Genomic DNA, 20236 nt, shown 5'->3' with positions numbered 1-20236 from the left:
TCGCACTACCCATGCAATTGTTTTATCAACCCGATGTACTGAACGGAGTCACAGAACTCGACCCGGAAGAGTCGCGCCACGCCATAAAGGTACTGCGCAAGACTGAAGGTGATTTACTGCGATTGGTAGACGGAAAAGGGCATTTCTTTACGGCTACCATAACAGAAGCCAATTTCAGACGCTGTCGGTTTAAGGTTCTTGAAACCGAAAAAGAAAAACAGCGTGATGGCTTTCGGCACATAGCCATAGCTCCCACAAAGAATCTCGATAGGATTGAGTGGTTTGTTGAAAAATCTGTAGAGTTTGGGGTAGATCGAATCAGTTTCGTACTCTGCCAAAATGCTGAACGCAACGTACTAAAAACAGACCGACTGATAAAAAAAGCGGTCAGTGCCATGAAGCAATCGCTCAAAGCCAGGCTCCCTCAAATCGATGAAATGGTTAAGCTACAGAGCTTTTTAAGCCATTGTGACCTTCCCCACCGCTATATTGCCTATGTAGACTTTGACAATCCCATTCATTTGCGAGAATTGGTCGAACCCGGTCAGCACTCAGTAGTGCTTATTGGTCCCGAGGGTGATTTTTCGGAGCAAGAGCTTCAGCAAGCCATAAGCTCAGGCTATCGAAAAGTAACTTTGGGAGAAAGTCGTCTGCGTACCGAAACGGCCGGCCTGGCGGCAGTACATATTTTAAATTTATTTGGCTAAGATTGTGCTATGGCTCTTAACTACTTTTGGATAGCGTTTTTTCTTATTGCATTTGTTGTTGCCCTCATTAAGCTGATATTTTTTGGCGATACCACGGTTTTTCCTGCCATTCTTCAAAGCACCTTCGATACGGCCAAAACCGGCTTCGAAATTTCCATTGGACTCACGGGAGCTCTTACCCTATGGATGGGCATCATGAAAGTAGGCGAAAAAGGCGGTGTGGTGGCTATAATGTCTAAACTCATTAGCCCACTATTCATCCGTATTTTCCCCGAAATACCTAAGAATCACCCTGTGTTTGGCCCCATGCTCATGAATTTTTCCATGAACTTTCTTGGCCTGGACAACGCAGCCACTCCCATGGGACTCAAAACCATGGAAGGCCTGCAAGAGCTCAATCCCAATAAAAAAACGGCTACCAATGCCCAGATTATGTTTCTGGTACTCAACACCAGCGGGCTCACCCTCATTCCGGTTTCCATTATGGCCTATCGTGCCACCGAGGGAGCACTAAACCCTGCCGATGTTTTCATTCCTATACTCTTAACCACTTATTTTTCTACGCTTATAGGGCTGATAACCGTAGCCATTATTCAAAAAATCAACCTATTCAATAAAGTTATTCTAGGCTACTTAGGAAGCCTTACCTTACTCATATCAGCGGCCTTGTGGTACTTTAGCTCCATACCCCAGGAACAGGTCTCTGTCATATCAGGAGTAGCCGCAGCCATTATTTTACTGGGTATTGTAGTGGTATTCATACTCATGGCCATACGTAAAAAAGTGAACGTATACGAAGCTCTGATTGAAGGAGGAAAAGACGGGTTTAATGTAGCCATCAAAATTATCCCCTACCTTATTGCCATATTGGTGGCCATTGGTATGTTCAGAACTTCAGGCGCACTTGAGTTTATCAATAATGGCTTCAGACTGTTCTTTGAATTTTTGGGTATCAATACTGACTTTGTAGATGCATTGCCAGTTGCATGGATGAAGCCACTCAGTGGATCCGGAGCAAGAGCCGCTATGCTCGATATCTTTGATAACCCAGCTCTGGGAGTAGATTCGTTTGCCGGTAAAGTAGCTTCAGTGTTACAAGGCTCTACTGAGACTACTTTTTATGTGCTAGCTGTTTACTTTGGAGCTGTAAAAATTAAAAACACGCGCTATGCAGCCGGAGCAGGACTTGTAGCCGACTTTGCAGGAATTATAGCAGCCATTATTATTTCCTATATCTTCTTCCACTAAAAGGTTCGAGCTCATCACTTCTGTTGTCCGCTTGCCATAGCCTTAAGGTTACTGAGCTAAGAATTGATTACTTTAAAGAATCGATCAAAACAAGACAACAAAAGCCCATGAAAAACTCAACCTACCGCATCGCCACTCTGCTTTTATTGTGGCTTTGCCTGGCCCCCGCCCTTGTCGCCCAAGGCACAAGGCTACTGCGAGAACCCTCCAAGAGCAATCAGCACATAGTATTTACCTATGGTTCCGATGTGTGGATTGCAGACACGAATGGCCAAAATGTAAAACGAATAACCAGTACCCCGGCCATAGAGAGCAACCCTCACCTGTCGCCAGATGGTCAATGGATTGCTTTTAGTTCCAATCGGTCGGGCAATACAGCCATTTATATAGTGTCTAAAAACGGAGGCACTCCCAGGCGCATAACCTGGCACCCTTCGGCAGCTTATGTAAGGGGTTGGTCTCCCGATGGCAGCAAGATTTTGTATGCCAGCTCAAGAGAAAGTGCCCCTACCTCTTACAACAGACTCTGGACGGTACCTGTAGAAGGTGGTCCTTCTACCCTGCTTTCTCATCAATGGGGCTACGATGCCTCCTTCTCACCCAACGGCAGACAATTGGTGGTAGACAAAATGAGCCGTTGGGACTCTGAATGGAGAAACTACAGAGGTGGCCAAAACACCCCACTTATTATTCTTAACCCCGCCAATCAGTCGGAAGAGCTACTGCCTCACGAAGAGCGAACAGTAGACATTCAACCCCTATGGATAGGAAATACCATCTATTTTCTTTCCGACCGAGACTGGACCATGAACGTTTGGGCCTATGACACGCGCAGTAAAGCCCTGAAACAAATCACCCGTTTTAGCGGCACCGATGTAAAATACCTGAATGCCGGAGCCAATGGCCAGCTGATTATTGAACAAAACGGTTATCTACACCTGGTAGACCCAGCTAGCGGCAATACCTCTCAACTCAACATTACTGTAGTAGGTGATTTTCCCTGGGCCGAAACCAAATGGGAAAATGTAACCAACCGAGCCACCAGCGTATCGCTTTCCCCTACCGGAAAACGTGCCGTTATGGAGGCTCGAGGAGAAATTTTTACTGTTCCGGTTGAATTTGGAGACCCCAGAAACTTAACCCAATCTTCAGATGCTGCCGACAGGAGACCTATATGGTCGCCAAAAGGCGATAAAATTGCTTGGTTTTCTGATATGGACGGAAAAGGTTACCGCATCTATTTTACAGATCAGGACGGACTTTCAACCCCCACCAGTTTTAGTATTGGTGAATCTAAACTAGCCTGGGAGCCTACCTGGTCGCCCGATGGCAAACACATTGCATTTGTAGACGATGACGTAAGAATCAGAGTATTGAATGTGGAGAATGGAGAGATTAAAACTATTGATGTGGGTGGAAATAATCTGGAGAGGGGCTCAACCGGCATTGTTTGGTCTCCGGATTCCAGGCAACTGGCCTATGCCAAATCAGGCAACAACAACTTTAGAAGAATAATGGTATGGAACAGTGAGGACAACAGCATCAACCAACTGACTGACGATTTTGCCGATGCCTTTTCTCCGGCCTGGGACAACGACCAGAAGCACTTCTACTTCCTGGCCAGCACCGATGTAGCCCTCGGCTCCGGGTGGGCTAACACCAGTTCCATGACAGCCGACCCAAGCTATGCCGCTTATGTGGTAGTTCTTCAAAACGATCAGGAGTCGCCATTTATACCGAAAAGCGATGAAGAGGAAGTAAAAAAAGAAACCAAAGAAGATTCAGGTAAGAAAGAAGAAGAGAAAACTGAAGCAGACAAAGGTATTCGTATTGATTTCGAAAATATTGCCAGACGTACCATAGCCCTCCCTCTACCTACCGGCAATTATGTGGCCACTGCCGCAGGCCCTTCCGGCAGCGTGTTTTTGGCCGAAAGGCCCGCAGGCAGTTTTGCCCTCACACTGCACAAGTTCTCTCTTGACAAAAGAAAGGCCGATGAGTTCCTTACCGGGGTAAATCAATTCAACATTTCAGCCGATGGCAAAAAAATGCTGGTTCGCTCTGGTGGCCGATGGTCTGTAACCAATACCGGTGGCCCAAGCGGAAAAGGTGGTGAGACTCTTTCGGTCAACCTGGAAATGAAACTCGATCGTTCTCAGGAGTGGCAGCAGATTTTTGAAGAAGCCTGGAGGTATGAGCGAGATTACTTCTATGACCCGAACATGCATGGCCGCGACTGGAACACGGTGTACAACCGCTATGCTCCACTAATTCCGTTCGTAAAACACCGGGATGACCTCAACTATATTCTCGACCAAATGAATGGCGAGCTCTCTGTAGGACACAGTTTTGTTGGCGGTGGCGACTATCCAGACATTGAACGCTCGAGTATGGGGCTTCTTGGGGCCGATTTTACCATAGACAAAAACCGTTGGCGCATAGAACGTATATACACCACCGAAAGCTGGAATCCCGGGCTTACCAGTCCGTTAGATAGGCCGGGTATTAAAGTACAAACCGGCTACTACCTGGTGGGAGTTAACGGTAATGAGTTAGATGCCAGCCAGGATCCACAGCAGTTGCTCGATGGCACAGCCGGTAAACAGACGATAATTCATATCAATGACAAACCAAGCTTTGAAGGCTCCTGGACCGAAGTGGTTGAGCCCATTCGAAGTGAAAATGCTTTGCGCCAGCGAGCCTGGGTTGAAGATAACAGACGCAAGGTAGACGAACTTTCTAACGGACGCCTGGCCTATGTGTGGGTTCCCAATACCGGTGGTGGTGGCTACGTCAACTTTAACCGCTACTTCTTTGCTCAACAAGATAAAGAAGGTGCTGTAATTGATGAACGATTTAATGGAGGCGGCCTGCTCGATGACTATATGGTAGACTTAATGACCCGCTCGCTAAGAGCAGGGCTTACCAACGAGGTTCCTAATGGCCGACCTTTCAGACTCCCGGCTGGCATTTTAGGCCCTAAGGTATTACTCATTAATGAACTGGCCGGCTCAGGAGGAGATTTCTTCCCCTGGGTGTTCCGACAGCAAAAAGCCGGACCACTCATTGGAGCCAGAACCTGGGGTGGTTTGGTCAAATCATCGACCCACTACGCCATGGTTGACGGAGGTTCCCTCACAGCACCGGACAATGCCGTGTTTGACCCCATAAACAATGTGTTTGTAGCAGAAAACGAAGGAGTTCCTGCCGACATAAATGTAAGGCAGACGGCCAGAGCACTTACTGATGGCAGAGACCTTCAACTGGAAAGAGCCGTGCAAGAAGCTTTGCGCTTGCTTGAGGCCAATCCAACACCTAAAGTAACCGTACCTCCGTACAACACTCCGGCCAAAAAAGGCAACTAAAGAGAGTCTTGTTTCTCAATAGATATATCAAAAGAGAACGGGCTGAAAACAGTCCGTTCTCTTTTGTTTTTAATACCTCCGGCAAAGACCACTTAAAAAATATACGCGGCTAAAAATTAAGCCAATAAGTAAGTTTAAACACCAAGGCACGGTTTTTAGAAGGCCCCAGATTAATAAATCCCTCATCGTCTGTAGCCAGGTAATTATCGGTATACACCAAAAAGAAATCGGAAACCGGAGCAAATCTCCACTGCAGGCGCGAATTAATGTTTAGGTTTTCAATCTGTGTATTGTATTGAATAAATGTGGTCCAAAAAAGAGATTTGGTAAAGGTGAAATCGAAACGCGGCCCAATAAGGAACAAGACAGCATCATTATACGGATCGGGTAATTTTATATTGTTGTAGGCAAAACTCAGGCTGGTAAAGCCCAGCGGTTGATAGCGAAAATTAATCCCTCCTTCCAGGTTAATCCGTGTTCCGTTAAAGTACTCTCCGGAGCGCGTACGCAAGTCGAACGATAGCACCTTACGCTGGTCCGAATTGTAGCTGGCAATGATCATGTTGTTATGATACCCCGTGCCACTGGGCAATCTGGGACCACCGGAACCACTGGGGTCGAAACCATTGAAAAGATAGGTGTACTGCCTGCGAAGGCGAGCACTGAAACGGGCCGAACTTTTCCAATTCACATCATACAGAATGTTCATGTCCCAATCTAAAAACCCATATGTTTCGTTCCAGACCATGTCAAAATCAAAACCCGGCCCGTGCCGCTGCACAGGGCCTTTCTTAGGAAATATGGCATATTGAACGGTGCTATTGAGCTGGCGAATGTCTCTTCTCCTTACAAATCCTACCTCCGGATTGTAATTGGCTCCAACCACTTGACCTGACATTCGCCACGACCACTTCGGTACATCGTAGTTTACCTCAAAGCCGGAGGCAAAGGAATCGTCTGTTTTTGCTCCTTCGAACGATTGATGGTAAAACAGTTTACCATTCCACACGTTGTCAGCCGAAGCATGGTTATAGTCCATTCCCACCGTACGATTCCATTTGGCGTAGAACCTGGGGTCGTATTCTGTAATATCGGCAAAGGTTTGTTTGTTCACGAACAAGAAAGAGACATTGGACCTTGCCAGAACTTTTTGCTGCAATGAAAGTACCGAGTAATTGTATGAAGGCAAGCCGGCCTCATCGTTTTCACCGGCCTGCATACTCAATAGCCCCAACCTCAGGTTGTTGTTCACTTTTCCGCTAAGTCGCAAACCGGCCGGAATGGGGTTCTGAATATTTTGGCCGGTACTTTCATCGCGTGCTACTCCTATTCTCCTGGAAAAGAAAGGGCGTGTACCGTTGTTGCCGTAGCTGGCAAATAAATCGGCATTCTCTAAAAAAAACTGCCTTCTCTCCGGGAAGAATATCTCAAACCGATCCAGGTTGGTTACTTGTCGATCTACCTCTACCTGCGAAAAATCCGGATTTACGGTCAGGTCGAGGTTAAGCCCGGAAGTCACCGCGTATTTCATATCAAAACCGGCATCGAACGTAGTTTGAGAACCATCACCGTTCTGAAAATCCTTACTGGCCGAAGCAGCCACATAGGGTATAAAAGATATATTCGATCCGGGTTTTTTGGTTGGAGTATCCCAGTTCATCTTACGCAGAGAGGCCAGATTGATAATGCTAAAGTTGCGCGAAATAGGCGACCAGGTAGAACGTTCTGCTTCTTCACTATCAATCCGGTAAAAGTTTACGTTCCACTGGCTTTGATTTTCGCTAAATCGAATGCTTTTCCATGGTATGGCCATTTCTGCCACCCAATAGTCGCCATACATTTGGGCCTCGCCTCTCCATTTATTATCCCAATCCATACTGAAGGAGTTGCGCCCACTACCACCATTCACAATCAGGCCTTCCCTTCTTACCCCAAACGGGTTAATTCCGAAAATAAAGGCATTGGTATTATCTTGAAACGTATCGATTAGAAAAGAAAACGAATCGTTAGCATCTCCAAAAAAGTCTCTCCTAAGACTGGGAGTTATATAATTGCGTTCCGGTGAAAGGTTCTTCATAACTCCCAGTACGTAAATAAACTGGTCATCATACAGCACTTTGGCCACCGTTTGGGAACGGGCCAGGCTCGTATCCATAGGAAAGTACTGCATGAAGTTATAGGCCGAGTCGGCCAGAGACCATTGTTCATCAATAGCTCCATCAATCACAATAGGCGTATCGGTTCTTTTAATCTCAATTCCCTGAGCGTTCAGCAGGTTTACACAAAGCCCTAACGCCAAAAAAATAGTCGCGCACAGTTTTCTCATCAAACCAAAAATATTGTGCTCCAACTGCTTTTCGACTATAAATTATGTTAGTGGAAGAATGAAGATGCCAAAATCTCCTGTTCGATCGAAAAACACCTTTGCTCAGCGCATCACAATCTGACCGAAAAATGGCCTGTTGTGTGGCATAATACCATTATGATTGTTTTAAAAAGCGGTGAGGTTGTTGCTTAAATGTTTTGGTAAGCAGTTCATACAAGTCGGGGTGTCGCTGACGCATTAGCTCAGGACGCTCGAAAAAGTACTCTCCTGCTACGGCAAAAAACTCAATCGGGCTCATGGCCGCATAGGCTCTAATGTCTGACCGCTCCTCAGCTATTTCTTTAATTTTTCGGTGTACAAACTGGATCCACGGCATGGCAAACGATCGGTCTTCAAAACCGGGGGGTACCCCGTCTATCATCCCATTTTCCTTATCAAACAAATGAATAAATTCATGTAGTGCGGTGTTTTCATGGTCGTTTTCAAAGCCCTCATGCAAAGCCGGTTTAGAAAGAATCATCTTCCCTTCCATTTTACCAGAACCCACCATTCCGGTAATCATTTCGTCTGGATCATCGAGCTGAAACTGACGGTTAAAGGTAGTAGGGTAAAGTATAACCTCATTGAGATGGCGATAGGTACATGCCGGAAAACCGAATAAGGGAATCACCCCACTGCTGGCTACCAGAAGCCTATCGGTAAAGGTTACTTCGGTTTTTACCCCTGTAATGGTAACTCTGGCCAAAAAGCCCTGTACATCTTTCTCAAATTGCCTCTTCAGCGGTTCGCTGAGCTGCCTGTAGTAGCTCACCTTCTCTTCCAGTAGCTGCTGCCAATTGGGCGGATAAACAACCTTGATGCGGTGAACAATGCCATTTTTACTATTGAAGGTAAAGTAGATTACCAGTCCCAGACCAGCCAGCAAAACGAATGTCATCTGTGTTTACAATAAGACACTAATTAAGCAAGGCCTTTGGAATTAGAAAGGGATTCTTAAAGAAAAAGTCCGTTAGATCAGGTTAAGGACAATAAGACTAACGGACTTTTTGTGTTTAATAAAGATATCTATCACTCCTCTTTGAGCGACTTGACCGGGTTGACAGAAGCTGCCTGATATGATTTGGCCGCCACCGTAAGGACTCCTATACTCATTACAATAACTCCTGCAAATAAAAACACCACGGGGTTGAGTGCCTCTCTGAATTCAAACTGGTTTAGCCAGTTTTGCATAAAGTAGTAGCCAAAGGGCACTGCCAATACAAAGGCCATTAAAATTAGTTTTCCATAGTCTTTTGAGAGCAACAGCAACACTTGCATAACAGAAGCCCCATGCACCTTACGTACTCCTATTTCCTTAGATCGCTGCTCTGCCGAATAAGAAGCCAGACCAAGCAAACCCAGGGTAGAAATAACAATAGATACCAGGGCAAATAGGTTGGCCAGGGTACGCATGGTTTGTTCGGCTTCGTAGCTCTCAGCATAGGCCTGATCGATGAACTGATAGCGAAAATCTTCTCCCGGATTTAGCGATTGGGTTACTTGCTCTATGGCCGCCAGGGCATCGGAAGTATTCTCATTTGTTCTTATCAAAACAATCGAAGAATTACTCGGAGATATGCAGGTAATAATAAGCGGAGCAATGGGCTCATAAAGATCTTTCATGTGGAAGTTCTTAACCACTCCAACAATCTTACCATCAATTCCCCAAAAAGAGAGCTTCTTGCCAATGGGGTCTTCAAAGCCCATAAGTTCAGCCGCTACTTCGTTGATAATGAAATTGGTTGAATCCTGAAGTTGACTGGAAAAACTACGGCCGGCAAGAATCTCCATACCCGTAGTTTCAATAAAATGCTCATCGGTGAGCATCACGTTTACCTCATAGCCTTCGTTAGGGTTTTTACCTTCCCAATTGGCCGAACTGGTTGAGCGGCCGTAGTTGAGTGGGTTGCCAGAAGCTCCCGATACATGGGTAACTTGCGGTAGCCTGAGCAATTCATTTTTGTAGGTCTCCAACCTGGAGGCCAAGTCACCTTCCAAACTCACCGCCAATAAATTGTCTTTATTCAACCCCAGATCTTTGTTTAGCACAAAATCGATTTGGCGGTAAATAACGGTAGTTCCAATAATGAGCAAGGTAGAAATGGCAAATTGAAAGACCACTAACCCCTTTCTAAAATAAGAGGCAAAACCGGACTGCTTCACCACTCCACCTTTCATGGATTGAATAACATTGAATGTGGGCAATAGCAGTGCAGGGTAAGTACCGGAAAGAAGCCCAACACCAAAAATGAGACCCATGAGAAAAAACCAGGTTTCGGGAGCTTCAAAATTCAACACCAGGCTTTTGCCTACCAATTCATTGAACAACGGTAAAAGAAACGCCACCACAACGGCAGAAACAGCCACCGCGCAGCCTGCAAGAAGAAAAGCCTCTAAGTAGAATTGAGTACGAATTGACTTTCTGGCAGCTCCCATAACCTTGCGCAGACCAATTTCCTTAGACCTGCGACTTGACCGGGCCGTGGTAAGGTTCATAAAGTTAATACAAGCCACAAGCAAGATGAAGATGGCTACTACCGTCATTATCCGTACGTATTCAATTCGCCCACCCGATACTACGCCATTGTCAAAAGCCGAATAGAGGTAGGTATCTGAAAACCGATGAATTATAAGCTCTTCATCGCCAGCGTTGGGGTTGCCCTGGGTGTGCTTCTTTATTTCCATGCGGATTTTATCTGCCACCGCCTGTACTTTATCGGTATCGGGTATCAAAAGGTAGGTTTCAAAAGCACCATTGCCCCAGTCTTCTACCCACGGATTGGCCGCAAAATAGGCCTGTGCCGGCAGCAGCCACTCAAAGTCGAGGGTTGATTCTGTACCCGGAGAACGAAAAACTCCTGTCACCTGCACATCGAACTGTTCTTCTACCTTAAATACCTGCCCCATAGCCTCGTTTCGCCAGTTGGGGCCAAAATGCTTTTCGGCTACTCGTTCAGAAATTAACAGACCCGATGGAGAATTGAGGGCTGTTTGGCTATCTCCCAACAGCAATTCGAACGAAAACATGGTAAGAACCTCGGGACTGGCAAACCTACCAGATTCTTCAATGGCCTGGTTGTCTCTGGCAATATCCATTGGCATAGACCAGCTCAGCCAGGCTACTTCAGCCACTTCTGTGTATTCGCTTTTCACCAGATCGCCCAACGGCTTTGGAATAGAAGTGCCCGTGTTTACCTGACCATTGGATTGGCGCATGTTCCTAAATACCTGATAGATTTGATCTCCGTTGGTATGGAAGGCGTTCACATTTCGCTCGTCTTGCACCCATAACAAAATGAGTATGCTGGAAGCCATACCCACAATAAGCCCCAATAAATTTAGAGCTGTGTAACCCTTATAGCGCATGGCGTTTCTCCAGGCTATTTTAATGTAGTTTTTGAACATAATATGATTAGTTTGACCTTTAAAAATTCTGATTTCGCGAATAATTCCCGGACGGAATAGCAGGAGTACATCCCAATAAAACAACCATTTGGCACGCCTACGACCATTCTTCAGGCGGTTGGAAAACAGCTCTTCCAAATCTCCCTCCACGTCTTCCAACAGGGCAGGCTCACAAAACCATCGTAAAAGCCGGATGGCCAATGAGGGAGGGTATAGATTGGGCGGCTGATTTTTCATAGAGCTTTAAAGTCAAAGGCTACAGAAGGAATAGCCTCCCAAAGTTTCTTTCGGTTTTCCATCACTTCTTCCAAGGCCTTTTTGCCATAAGGAGTTACTTTGTAGAAACGTTTTCTTTTACCACCTCGAATGGCCGTTGCCTCACCAAATTCTGACTGAAGGAACCCCTTCTTTTCCAGGCGGCTAAGAGCAGTACGCATGGCTCCTACACTCACTTTTCTATTGAGCCGATCCTCAATTTCTTCCTTAATCGATATGCCGTAGGCATTGTCGTATAGTATGGCTACAGTAAGCAAGAGAACCTCTTCGAACTCCCCTATTGAATACTTTCCCATGGTATGTTTTTTATTTAAGTCTTAAATGTAGCCAAAATATATAAAAGTCCTAAACGTAGTCTTAATAATGTTAATGACTCCCAATCACCGTAAGGGTTACAAAGTGTTCTGAATGTTTGTAAAGGGATGAGAAAGTATTGGCTCGTACTGCTTACCGGTTTTCATCTCCTTTCAGGTGAACTTTGTGCGCAAAAGGTACTTTTGGTTGGCAACAGTCTCACCTATTCTAACAAAATGCCTCAAACACTAGAGGCTCTAGCACGTGAAAACGGACATTCACTCGCTACGCATTGCCTTTGCAACCCCAATTATGGACTGGAAGATCATCTCAACGACAAACAACTCACTAAAGAACTTGCCAAAGACACTTACAACTTTGTGATTTTTCAACAGGGACCTTCTTCTCAGGCCTATGGTCGGGAAACGCTTTTTCGCTTTGGGAGACAACTGGCAAAGCTCTCTGAAAAACACCAGGCAAAGCCGGTATACCTTATGGTATGGCCCTCCTTAACTTACTACCATACTTTTGACGGGGTAGTGAAAAACTATTCAGAGGCGGCCGATTCCAATAAAGCAGGCCTCATAGCCCTGGGAACTGTTTGGCAGCACATACATGAGAGCAACGCTGGTTTTGACTTGTACGGGCATGATGATTTTCACCCCTCTTCCCTTGGCAGTCTGCTGGAGGCTATAGTTATACTGGCATTTATACACGAAGATCTGGACATAAAAACGCTAAAAGGCGCAACGCTTCGGCATCATTTCGATACGCCTGACCGTATGCACCAATTCCTTGGCCTGATTGAGGAGTCTCTACTTTCGAGCCGGTAACCTACTGCACAATAAAGCGAATGCTTTGAGCCACAGCTCCGTTGTTTACTCTCAATATATACAGCCCCGGAGCCAGAGTAGAAGTATCAATAGTTACTTTACCATCTTGCTTGGTTATACGAACATCTTCCACCATTCCGGCATTGGCTTCCAGAAGTATAAAGCGGTAATTTTCTACATCTCTGAAGATCGACAAGGTGAGTAACTCGCCACGCTGAACAGGATTTGGAGCAGCTTCCAGGCTTAAGTGGTTTATACCAAATCTTCGGGGTACCTTTCCATTGAAAAAGCGCTCGGCAAACTCAAAGGCCTTATGCCCTATTTTAATACCCATTTTCCTTCCCGGAATATCATCTACGGGTGGGTGAATTCCTCCCCAAATTCTTGAAAGGCTGGTTTGGTCAGAAGCATCACGATAGGTTGCCCATTGAAGTTTTACATCGACAGAAGGGCCTTCTTCAAAAACCAGAAACTGATTCTTTCGGGCAATGAATTCGCCCATTCCACCCGGAAAATACTCATCACCGGTTAAGAGAGTCAGTACTTCGGCCGCTGCCCTTGAAAATGTAGAATGACCTGACACATAGCCTGCAAACGGGGGGGTTACAAAAGTAGGTCGTTGGTAAGGCCACCAATCTTCAGCAAATATCCAATCAACTCCCGCCATATCGGTTCGGGGCTCCGGAATATAGAGAGGCCCGCGCCAGGCTTTCACCTTCACTTTACCCAAGCCACTTTGGTTAAAGCCTAGCAAAGGATCGTCATAATCTACCACATCTATAAAATTATACTCATAGGTAAAGCCCTGACGGTTAAAGCTATTAAAACGTGTATCGAACGACTGCCCCAAATCGGCCAAGGCCCTGATAGCCGAAATAGGTCGTATGTAATCGTAGAATCCTTTAACGCTCCAGGCCGCTACTGCGGCATCGTGCATGGCTCCTCCAAGCACAAAATAGGCCTTTATATCCCATTCCAGGTCGTCAAGAACCTGCCCCTCTCCTTTATACTTCTTCTGTAGCTCGGGATGATCACTCACATAATTAAGAATAGTGAACCAGTGCCCGGGAGGTGTTTCGGAATCCGGACCATCGGCCCAAAACTCTGCCAAAACTCTCGTATAGTCTCCTCTGGGCACTATATTAGGGGCATAAGGCTCACCCGTCTTGGGGTTTAGGGCATGGCCACTACCGGCATCTCCCCCCTGTTTACGTTTGTAAAATTCCTTGTAATCGTCCCAGGTTTCTGGCAGTTCCGTGGCATTGCCAATACTTCCCGGAGAAATGTCCCACATCACGTTGTCCCAAGGAGACAAATGTGCACTCCAAATAGATACCAGACTAAAATTCCATTTATAGAAATCGTGCCCTCCGTTATCAAAGTCATCAAACATTGGTGGCGGACCCGGATCCAGATAAACCCAATAGTTCTGACCATCCCGTTTCTTGAGCACTCGATCTGTTTCGTTGAGGGCAAAAGGCATCACGTTGCCCCACTCCGGGCTCAAAAAGGGCTGAAGGTCGCCACTACTAAAGCCACTCTGACCAATGAATACATCTAATGCCAACTGCTGAAACCTATTGAGGTTGGTAATGGAAGGATTGCCGCTGAGCATGGGTGCAAGCGGGCGATTTGTAGGTTCATAGTATTGATTGGCGTAGTCGTTGACCTCATTGGAACCATCGCGCAGGCCATAATCGATATAACATTGACCAATGAAGTTTCCAAAAGCAGCCGAACTACCATCGAGCGCCACCTTGTTATTGTCGGGATTGTAGCCCATGTAGGTCATGAGGCCGCGATAACGGCTATACAAACTGGTGTATCGCGGTGACTTTTGAAACCGATGACTAAGCAGGCGAAAGGCTGCATGACTGATTACCTCTTCGATATCCAGCGATGATTTATCGAGCGATGCCAGAGCTGGGCTGGTACAGCTAAAACCATTGACGGTTTTTCCCAATAAATAGGGCTCTGCTTCGGGGTCAAGATAGGCCCATGCATCGTACATGGCGGCAGACAGATGAAAAAGATTTCGGGCGTGTACGGTTGGCCGTGCCAAATCGTTTCTAATGGAATGAAGAAGCCTTTCATTCCACTCACGAGCCACCGAGTGTTGAGCATGGCCCCACGACACAACAGAAAAAAATAGACAAATGGCCAGCAGAGCTCTATGCATGTTTTTGTGCTTTAAACCAATGGATTACCGAATATAGCCAGTGCCGCTGGCAAAGCAAAATAAGAAAATCATTCTGTGGTTTCATGCCAAATGATGCTCTTGAAACAAGATAAATATGTATTTTTCCCATTCACTTAAATGCTCAGTGCATGCATCATCTGGACTACTACCCTTTACTTCTCATTTTTGCCATAGCCTGGGGCGTTCCTTTGATACTCTCCTGGCTAGAGATTGGCAAGATTCCCTCAGTGATTGTAGAAATCATTTTGGGGGTAATGATCGGGCCATTTGTGCTGGACTGGGTGGGAGAAACTCCCTATATGGAGTTTTTGGCTAATACGGGCTTCCTATTCCTTATATTTCTGGTAGGGCTGGAAATCGATGTAAACAAAATCATCAGTTCGCTTTCGGCCTTTCATTTCAAGCTTAAATCCATTTTAAGCAATACCTTCATGCTGGCCATGGGTATTTATCTTGGCACCCTGGCTTTATCTTTTCCGGCTCTGTGGCTCATAGGCCGTTTTCACGATATCAATGTAGTTTTCTACGCGCTTTTGTTCCCTACGGTAGGTATAAGTATTACGGTTCCTATTCTCAAATCGAGTGGAGAAATCAAGCGCAAGTTTGGTCAGATTTTACTCATGCAAGGCAGTATTGCCAACCTCCTGAGTATACTCCTTATTTCCATTTATTCCGGCTATGTTAAAAACGGGCTCGACTTCGACCTGCTGCTTTTTAATTTCATATTCATTGCATTTTTGGTGTTTCATGCTATCGGAAAAAAGCTCAACCGCCTACGCACCTTTCAGAAGGTAATCTATCGGCTGGAGCATGCAGCAAACCAAATTAAAGTAAGGGGTGCCGTGGCCTTGTTTTTTGCCTTTGTGGTAATTGCCACGGTGGTAGAAACTGAACCTATTTTAGGGGCATTCTTTGCCGGACTTTTGTTGAGCCTGTTCATTACAAAAGATCGGTCGGCCTTGCTTTTTAAGCTTGACGGTATGGGCTACGGCTTCTTCATTCCAATTTTCTTTATCAATGTGGGTATTAATCTGGATGTTTCCAGTCTATACCAAATTGGTGAATCATATGGGTTTATCTTGCTTCTGGTGGCGGGCTTTTTTGTAACTCAAACCATACCCGCCCTAAGCCTGGTACGCCTTTTTGGGTTAAAAAAAGCTATTTCAGGAGGTAGTTTGCTTTCGGCAAGGTTGGGTGAAACTGTTGCCGGAGCTCAAATTGGTCTTGCCCTGGGCGTGCTGGACGAGTCGGAAAATGCGGCAATTGTAACCGCTTCCATCATTACTTGTTTGCTTGCTCCTATGGTCTATAACCTTATGAACCGCAAGGATGAGGAGCACAAAAAGGTGATAATACTGGGCGGAAGCAGAGCCAGCTTACTACTCGCTGAGCGTTTTAAGCTGCACAATATTTCTTTTACCACCTATCTTCAACGCGATGAAATTATTCAGCAATTCGATGGTAAAAGCCTTCCTTATCAGGTAGTAAAACCACTCTCAACCCACTTTTTGGCATCATTAAAAATTTACAGTGGCGATTTGGTAATTGTGCTCACAGAGTCTAACCTGCTAAACCAACAGCTCACGGCCTTTTTAAAGAATGAGCTAAAGCATAGTAAAATCATTACCCGAAAACAATCTGTTACTCATGATTTGGTTGACAATAACTTTGAGGGAATTAAAACGGTAGATCATGAAGAGCTAATGGCCGGACATATAGAAGATATTGTATTGCGGCCTAATGCTATCGATTCTCTATCGACCAGTTTCGATGTGTACCGAATTGAAGAAATAACGATCAGTAACAAAGCAATTAACCGCAAGCTGGTGAAAGAAGTCGCATTCCCTCCTACCGGATCGTTGGTTATACAAAAGCGGGGTGGAGAAGTTTTTATTCCTCATGGCAATACGCATTTGCTTCTGGGCGATCAGCTTACCGTTATTGGAACCGGTGCGGCACTGGCCGAGTTCAGAAATATTCTTGAGGGAAGGTAAAGACCAAATTGGATTACCATTCGCCACCTTTCGTGTGCATGGCTCATAAACGTAGAGGCTGTCTCAAAAACTAAACTGGGTGAGCGTCACACTGAGCTTGCCTGCCTGCAGCAAAAGCAGGTTTCAGGGACCTCCTCTTTCTTATTGATCAAATACAAAAGGTACTTCATCAGCCGAACTCAATTATTTATCCTTTCTATTACATGCACCCAACCGTCAGTAAACTCTCCGTTAGACCTTAGTTTAAGCATGGTTGAAACAGCCTTGTTCCTATCTTCAAACTCAAGAACATATACATAGTCATATCCACGCACTTCATTGCTATAAATACCGGCTTGAGGATAGGTGTCTTTTAATTTATCCACCAATACTTTGGCGTATTGACTTCCCGGGTTGTAGGCTGCTACCACCAAAATGTAGCGCCCCTTAACCTTCGGTGTTTCTTTTGGCTCTTCCACCGGTTCAGGTTCTTGAGTAACTACTGGAGCGGGCACAGGTATGACTTCTTGTGCCTCTTTCTCTTCTTTAGCCGCCTCAGCTCTGGCCTTTGCTTCGGCCCTCATTCTTTCAAGCCCTTTTTGCCTGATATCTTCCAGCAGCTTATCAAAATCGGCTTCACCTTTTATTCTTCTTTCTTTTTTATTGCCGCTGTGCAAGCTTGCATAGTAATGCACAACGGTTTCCTGATCTTCTATTGAGATAAGGTTTTTGTCATATATCTCCTCTGCCCTTAATCGATCAATTATTCGGTTTGCCTCTCGACTTAAAGCCTCCTGCTTATCAATACCAGCTTTTTTATTGAATATAAAATGTAGACCAACCTCATTAAAGCCGTTCGAGATAATTGGCGTTTCTTTCTTCCCAAAGTCGTAATTATAGGTAAAGCGAATGTTTGGTTTCAACCGTACACCTATTCCAGCATTCAAGCCATAACCATCGCGATAAGCCGCCATAAGCTGAAACTTGTGTTGCCACTCGAGCAGGGCAAGTATGTCTACCGCACTACCAAATAGCTCCTGATATCGCCAGGTTATATTTGGGGTAAGAGTAATGTTCCCCATCTGATCTAGCGAAAATTGGTAGCCCATACCCACTAGGTAATCGGCATTGGTGTTATCCGAAAGCTGCACATATTCATCATCAGAAAGGCTTTCATTAATAACATTCGGTACCGAAGCATTTATTTGAAGGCCTTTGTATTGATACGAGAGAGACAGGTTTAAACTGGCGGATGAGCCATTGCTACCCAACAGGTTTCTGATGAGCTCATCGTCCATACTTTCAACGCTTACTCTGCTGTCATCTAAAGAGAAAAGTGAAAGTGCTGCTTCTGCTCCTACTGAAAATCTATGTTGATTTAAAAGCCAAGCCTTAGTTAAACCTGCACTCAATTTAGTCTGGCGTAATAGCCCCGTTTCAAAGCTGTTTATATTCACATTGTAACCCCACTTTTGCCTGAATGGATTGGCAAAACTGAGCGAAAAAACCTGCGGAGCACCCTCTACTCCCGACCATTGCCCCCGGTATAGCAGGCTTAATTGCGCTTTATCCTGAAGCACAGCAGCAGATGGGTATGCCAGTGCAGGCTGCGCAAAATACTGGTTGATGAGAGGCACTTGCTGACTAAAAACAACACCCGGCAATACAAGCAAACAACATAAAACGAGTTTCTTTAAATGCTTCATTATTCTTGCTTATCGGGTTAAAATCAACACGGTTCCTCTAATTACTGACATGCCATTTGCAATATTTATCTCGTAGTAGTACGTACCGCTTGGCAATGGCTTTCCTTTGAAAGTACCCCTCCAGTTGTTTTGGTAGTTATGGGTACTGAAAACCAGCTGCCCGTTTTGGCTATAGACTTTCACCTGATTATTCGGGTTATCCTGAATGTCGTCTACCACCCAGGTATCGTTTTTACCATCTCCATTTGGAGTGAAGAAGTTTTTAATTCTCGCATCAGGTCTATCCTTGGTAAAGTCTCTTATTTCTTCCGATTCAACATTTACTACAGCAATTTCCAAGGCTTTCTCATGGTACAGACCACCAGAATCAGTTGCCCTGACACGAATGTGAAGCACCTCTGTTTCTTCAAAGTTTACCATTTGGGAGGTGAACAATTCATCTCCCACAATGGCAAACCTGGCGTTGTGTGTGCTTCCATTACCCTCTACTAGCTCATAAGAAAAACTATCGCCAACATCCTGATCTTCAGTGCTGAACAAGCCTACCAATACTTGCTCATCATCTGTTTCTTCAATGATTTGATTGCTCAGAAAAATATCCGTGGGTTGTTCGTTTACATCGTTAACAGTGATGGTAAAGACCTTTTCAAAAGTTCCGCCTCTGCCATCGTTGGTCTTTACTCGTATGGTATAGTCAGACTTAGCTTCAAAATTGAAAGGCTCTGCTGCTCGTAGCTTGTCGGTGGTTATGCCAAAGGCATTGTTGTCTTCAGCACCTGCGCCTGGTACCAGGCTGTAGGTATGCACATCGGCCAAATCATTATCGGCAGTAGTCAATCGGCCAATTTCATCTCCTATGGCATTATTTTCATCAATGGTTAGGACAGATAGTGTAATGTCTGTTGGCAAGCTATTGAAAGCAATAACTAGCTGCTCAGTACGTACGAAAGCATTTTCTGCAAGGTCCATCAATGTATTTGGCAACATGGCCACTATCACTTCATCATTTGTAATAGCAGAAAGTGAGACTTTAAAAACAAGGTTATCGGTTGTTTCAAAGGATATTAATTGTGCGTTTGTAAGTTGAAGGTCAGAAGACTCGAAGCCAACCACTTCTTCCGTAAAGGTGAAGGTGAGGCTAAAAGGGTTAAAATCATTTAGCTCTGTCGGAACATTGCCAATACTCACCTCCGGAGCCGTAAAGTCTGCCATTACACTATGTTGCGCTGCAGCTAAATTGCCATTGGTTGCAGCATCTTCAGCCACATTTGCTGCTACGTCAACTGTCACCGTTCCATCAGTAGTTGGCGTAATTTCCGCTGTATACACCAATGGGCTTACTTGATTGAAATTGGAAGCGGCACCATTTCCAACAACAATATCATCAACCGCAAAGCCAGTTACAATCTCGCTAAAAGTGAAAGTGGTAGTAAAGGCCTTATTGGTAAGACCATTTACTCCACTATCTATGACTAAGGTTGGAGCTAAATAGTCTGCTTGAACACTAAATGGTACTGCGGCCGTGTTTCCATTAGTAGCCGCATCTTGAGCCACATTAGCCGCTACATCTATGGTCACCGTTCCATCAGTCGTGGGCGTGATATCGGCCGTATAAACCGAGGCGCTGGTTTGAGAGAAGTTCGAAGCAGTAGCGTTGCCCAGGGTGATATCCCCTATCACAAAACCTGTTACATCTTCTGAGAATGTGAATGTTGCAGTGAATGTGTTATTGGTTGGGTCTGGTGCTGTGCTTGAAATGACGACACCCGGATTGGTCAAATCGGCTTCTACACTAAATTGAGTAGCTGCAGTGTTGCCATTACTTGCAGCATCCTGCGCGACATTAGCCGCTATATCAATGGTT

Annotated in this window: 12 protein-coding genes; 5 read left to right on the top strand and 7 right to left on the bottom strand. The window is 45.3% G+C overall.

Annotated features, from left to right (window positions below; all coding sequences use genetic code 11):
- Nucleotides 1-11 precede the first annotated feature (11 nt).
- The 3 genes from B3O12_RS10365 (at nt 12) to B3O12_RS10355 (ending at nt 5320) form a co-directional block, all read left to right on the top strand.
- Nucleotides 12-707 carry a 16S rRNA (uracil(1498)-N(3))-methyltransferase gene (locus tag B3O12_RS10365; protein ID WP_286756248.1) on the top strand — a complete coding sequence of 232 codons (696 nt, stop codon included), beginning with the start codon at nt 12-14 and terminating at the stop codon, nt 705-707.
- A 9-nt stretch (nt 708-716) separates the two neighbouring features.
- Complete coding sequence (locus tag B3O12_RS10360) at nt 717-1955, top strand: nucleoside recognition domain-containing protein (RefSeq protein WP_286746713.1); 1239 nt, start codon at nt 717-719, stop codon at nt 1953-1955.
- Nucleotides 1956-2062: 107 nt separating this feature from the next.
- The gene (locus tag B3O12_RS10355; protein WP_286756247.1) at nt 2063-5320 is read left to right on the top strand and encodes a S41 family peptidase; all 3258 of its coding nucleotides are present in this window, start codon (nt 2063-2065) and stop codon (nt 5318-5320) included.
- A 109-nt stretch (nt 5321-5429) separates the two neighbouring features.
- Here the strand turns inward: B3O12_RS10355 and B3O12_RS10350 are convergent, their stop codons facing one another.
- The 4 genes from B3O12_RS10350 to B3O12_RS10335 all read right to left on the bottom strand — a co-directional run bounded on the left by B3O12_RS10350 (nt 5430) and on the right by B3O12_RS10335 (nt 11662).
- Entirely contained in the window at nt 5430-7646 is a 2217-nt protein-coding gene (locus B3O12_RS10350) for a DUF5916 domain-containing protein (protein ID WP_286756246.1), read from the bottom strand.
- Nucleotides 7647-7800: 154 nt separating this feature from the next.
- A complete protein-coding gene (locus B3O12_RS10345; protein WP_286756245.1) occupies nt 7801-8583 on the bottom strand; it encodes a zinc-dependent peptidase in 783 nt (260 codons plus the stop codon).
- Nucleotides 8584-8714: 131 nt separating this feature from the next.
- Nucleotides 8715-11327, bottom strand: coding sequence for an ABC transporter permease (locus B3O12_RS10340; RefSeq protein ID WP_286756244.1), 2613 nt, complete (start codon nt 11325-11327; stop codon nt 8715-8717).
- Complete coding sequence (locus tag B3O12_RS10335; protein WP_189629942.1) at nt 11324-11662, bottom strand: PadR family transcriptional regulator; 339 nt, start codon at nt 11660-11662, stop codon at nt 11324-11326. The genes B3O12_RS10340 and B3O12_RS10335 overlap by 4 nt, the downstream gene beginning before the upstream one ends.
- A 126-nt stretch (nt 11663-11788) precedes the next feature.
- On the opposite strand from B3O12_RS10335, the gene B3O12_RS10330 reads away from it, so the two are divergent.
- A complete protein-coding gene (locus tag B3O12_RS10330; protein WP_286756243.1) occupies nt 11789-12493 on the top strand; it encodes an SGNH/GDSL hydrolase family protein in 705 nt (234 codons plus the stop codon).
- 1 nt (nt 12494) lies between these two features.
- On the opposite strand, the gene B3O12_RS10325 is transcribed toward B3O12_RS10330, so the two are convergent.
- Entirely contained in the window at nt 12495-14672 is a 2178-nt protein-coding gene (locus tag B3O12_RS10325; protein WP_286756241.1) for a DUF6851 domain-containing protein, read from the bottom strand.
- A 149-nt stretch (nt 14673-14821) separates the two neighbouring features.
- Here B3O12_RS10325 and B3O12_RS10320 point away from each other — a divergent pair, with 149 nt between their 5' ends.
- A complete protein-coding gene (locus B3O12_RS10320) occupies nt 14822-16687 on the top strand; it encodes a cation:proton antiporter (RefSeq protein WP_189629939.1) in 1866 nt (621 codons plus the stop codon).
- 179 nt (nt 16688-16866) lie between these two features.
- On the opposite strand, the gene B3O12_RS10315 is transcribed toward B3O12_RS10320, so the two are convergent.
- Nucleotides 16867-18372 (bottom strand): PorP/SprF family type IX secretion system membrane protein, encoded by a 1506-nt coding sequence (locus tag B3O12_RS10315; RefSeq protein WP_286756240.1) that lies wholly within the window; start codon nt 18370-18372, stop codon nt 16867-16869.
- 9 nt (nt 18373-18381) lie between these two features.
- On the bottom strand, nt 18382-20236 hold a 1855-nt coding region (locus tag B3O12_RS10310), incomplete at its 5' end, for an Ig-like domain-containing protein (protein ID WP_286756239.1).

The sequence above is a fragment of the Roseivirga sp. UBA838 genome, from assembly GCF_002296035.1.
Taxonomy (GTDB): Bacteria; Bacteroidota; Bacteroidia; order Cytophagales; family Cyclobacteriaceae; genus Roseivirga; species Roseivirga thermotolerans.
Note: the sequence above shows the minus strand (reverse complement) of the source record. Positions and strands in the feature narration are given on the sequence as shown.

Bases quoted from the DNA above. Each gene is read 5' to 3' on its own strand.
- B3O12_RS10350 (WP_286756246.1), bottom strand. From the start codon at position 7,646: ATGAGAAAACTGTGCGCGACTATTTTTTTGGCGTTAGGGCTTTGTGTA.
- B3O12_RS10315 (WP_286756240.1), bottom strand. From the start codon at position 18,372: ATGAAGCATTTAAAGAAACTCGTTTTATGTTGTTTGCTTGTATTGCCG.
- B3O12_RS10320 (WP_189629939.1), top strand. From the start codon at position 14,822: ATGCATCATCTGGACTACTACCCTTTACTTCTCATTTTTGCCATAGCC.
- B3O12_RS10365 (WP_286756248.1), top strand. From the start codon at position 12: ATGCAATTGTTTTATCAACCCGATGTACTGAACGGAGTCACAGAACTC.
- B3O12_RS10360 (WP_286746713.1), top strand. From the start codon at position 717: ATGGCTCTTAACTACTTTTGGATAGCGTTTTTTCTTATTGCATTTGTT.
- B3O12_RS10355 (WP_286756247.1), top strand. From the start codon at position 2,063: ATGAAAAACTCAACCTACCGCATCGCCACTCTGCTTTTATTGTGGCTT.
- B3O12_RS10340 (WP_286756244.1), bottom strand. From the start codon at position 11,327: ATGAAAAATCAGCCGCCCAATCTATACCCTCCCTCATTGGCCATCCGG.
- B3O12_RS10325 (WP_286756241.1), bottom strand. From the start codon at position 14,672: ATGCATAGAGCTCTGCTGGCCATTTGTCTATTTTTTTCTGTTGTGTCG.
- B3O12_RS10335 (WP_189629942.1), bottom strand. From the start codon at position 11,662: ATGGGAAAGTATTCAATAGGGGAGTTCGAAGAGGTTCTCTTGCTTACT.
- B3O12_RS10345 (WP_286756245.1), bottom strand. From the start codon at position 8,583: ATGACATTCGTTTTGCTGGCTGGTCTGGGACTGGTAATCTACTTTACC.
- B3O12_RS10330 (WP_286756243.1), top strand. From the start codon at position 11,789: ATGAGAAAGTATTGGCTCGTACTGCTTACCGGTTTTCATCTCCTTTCA.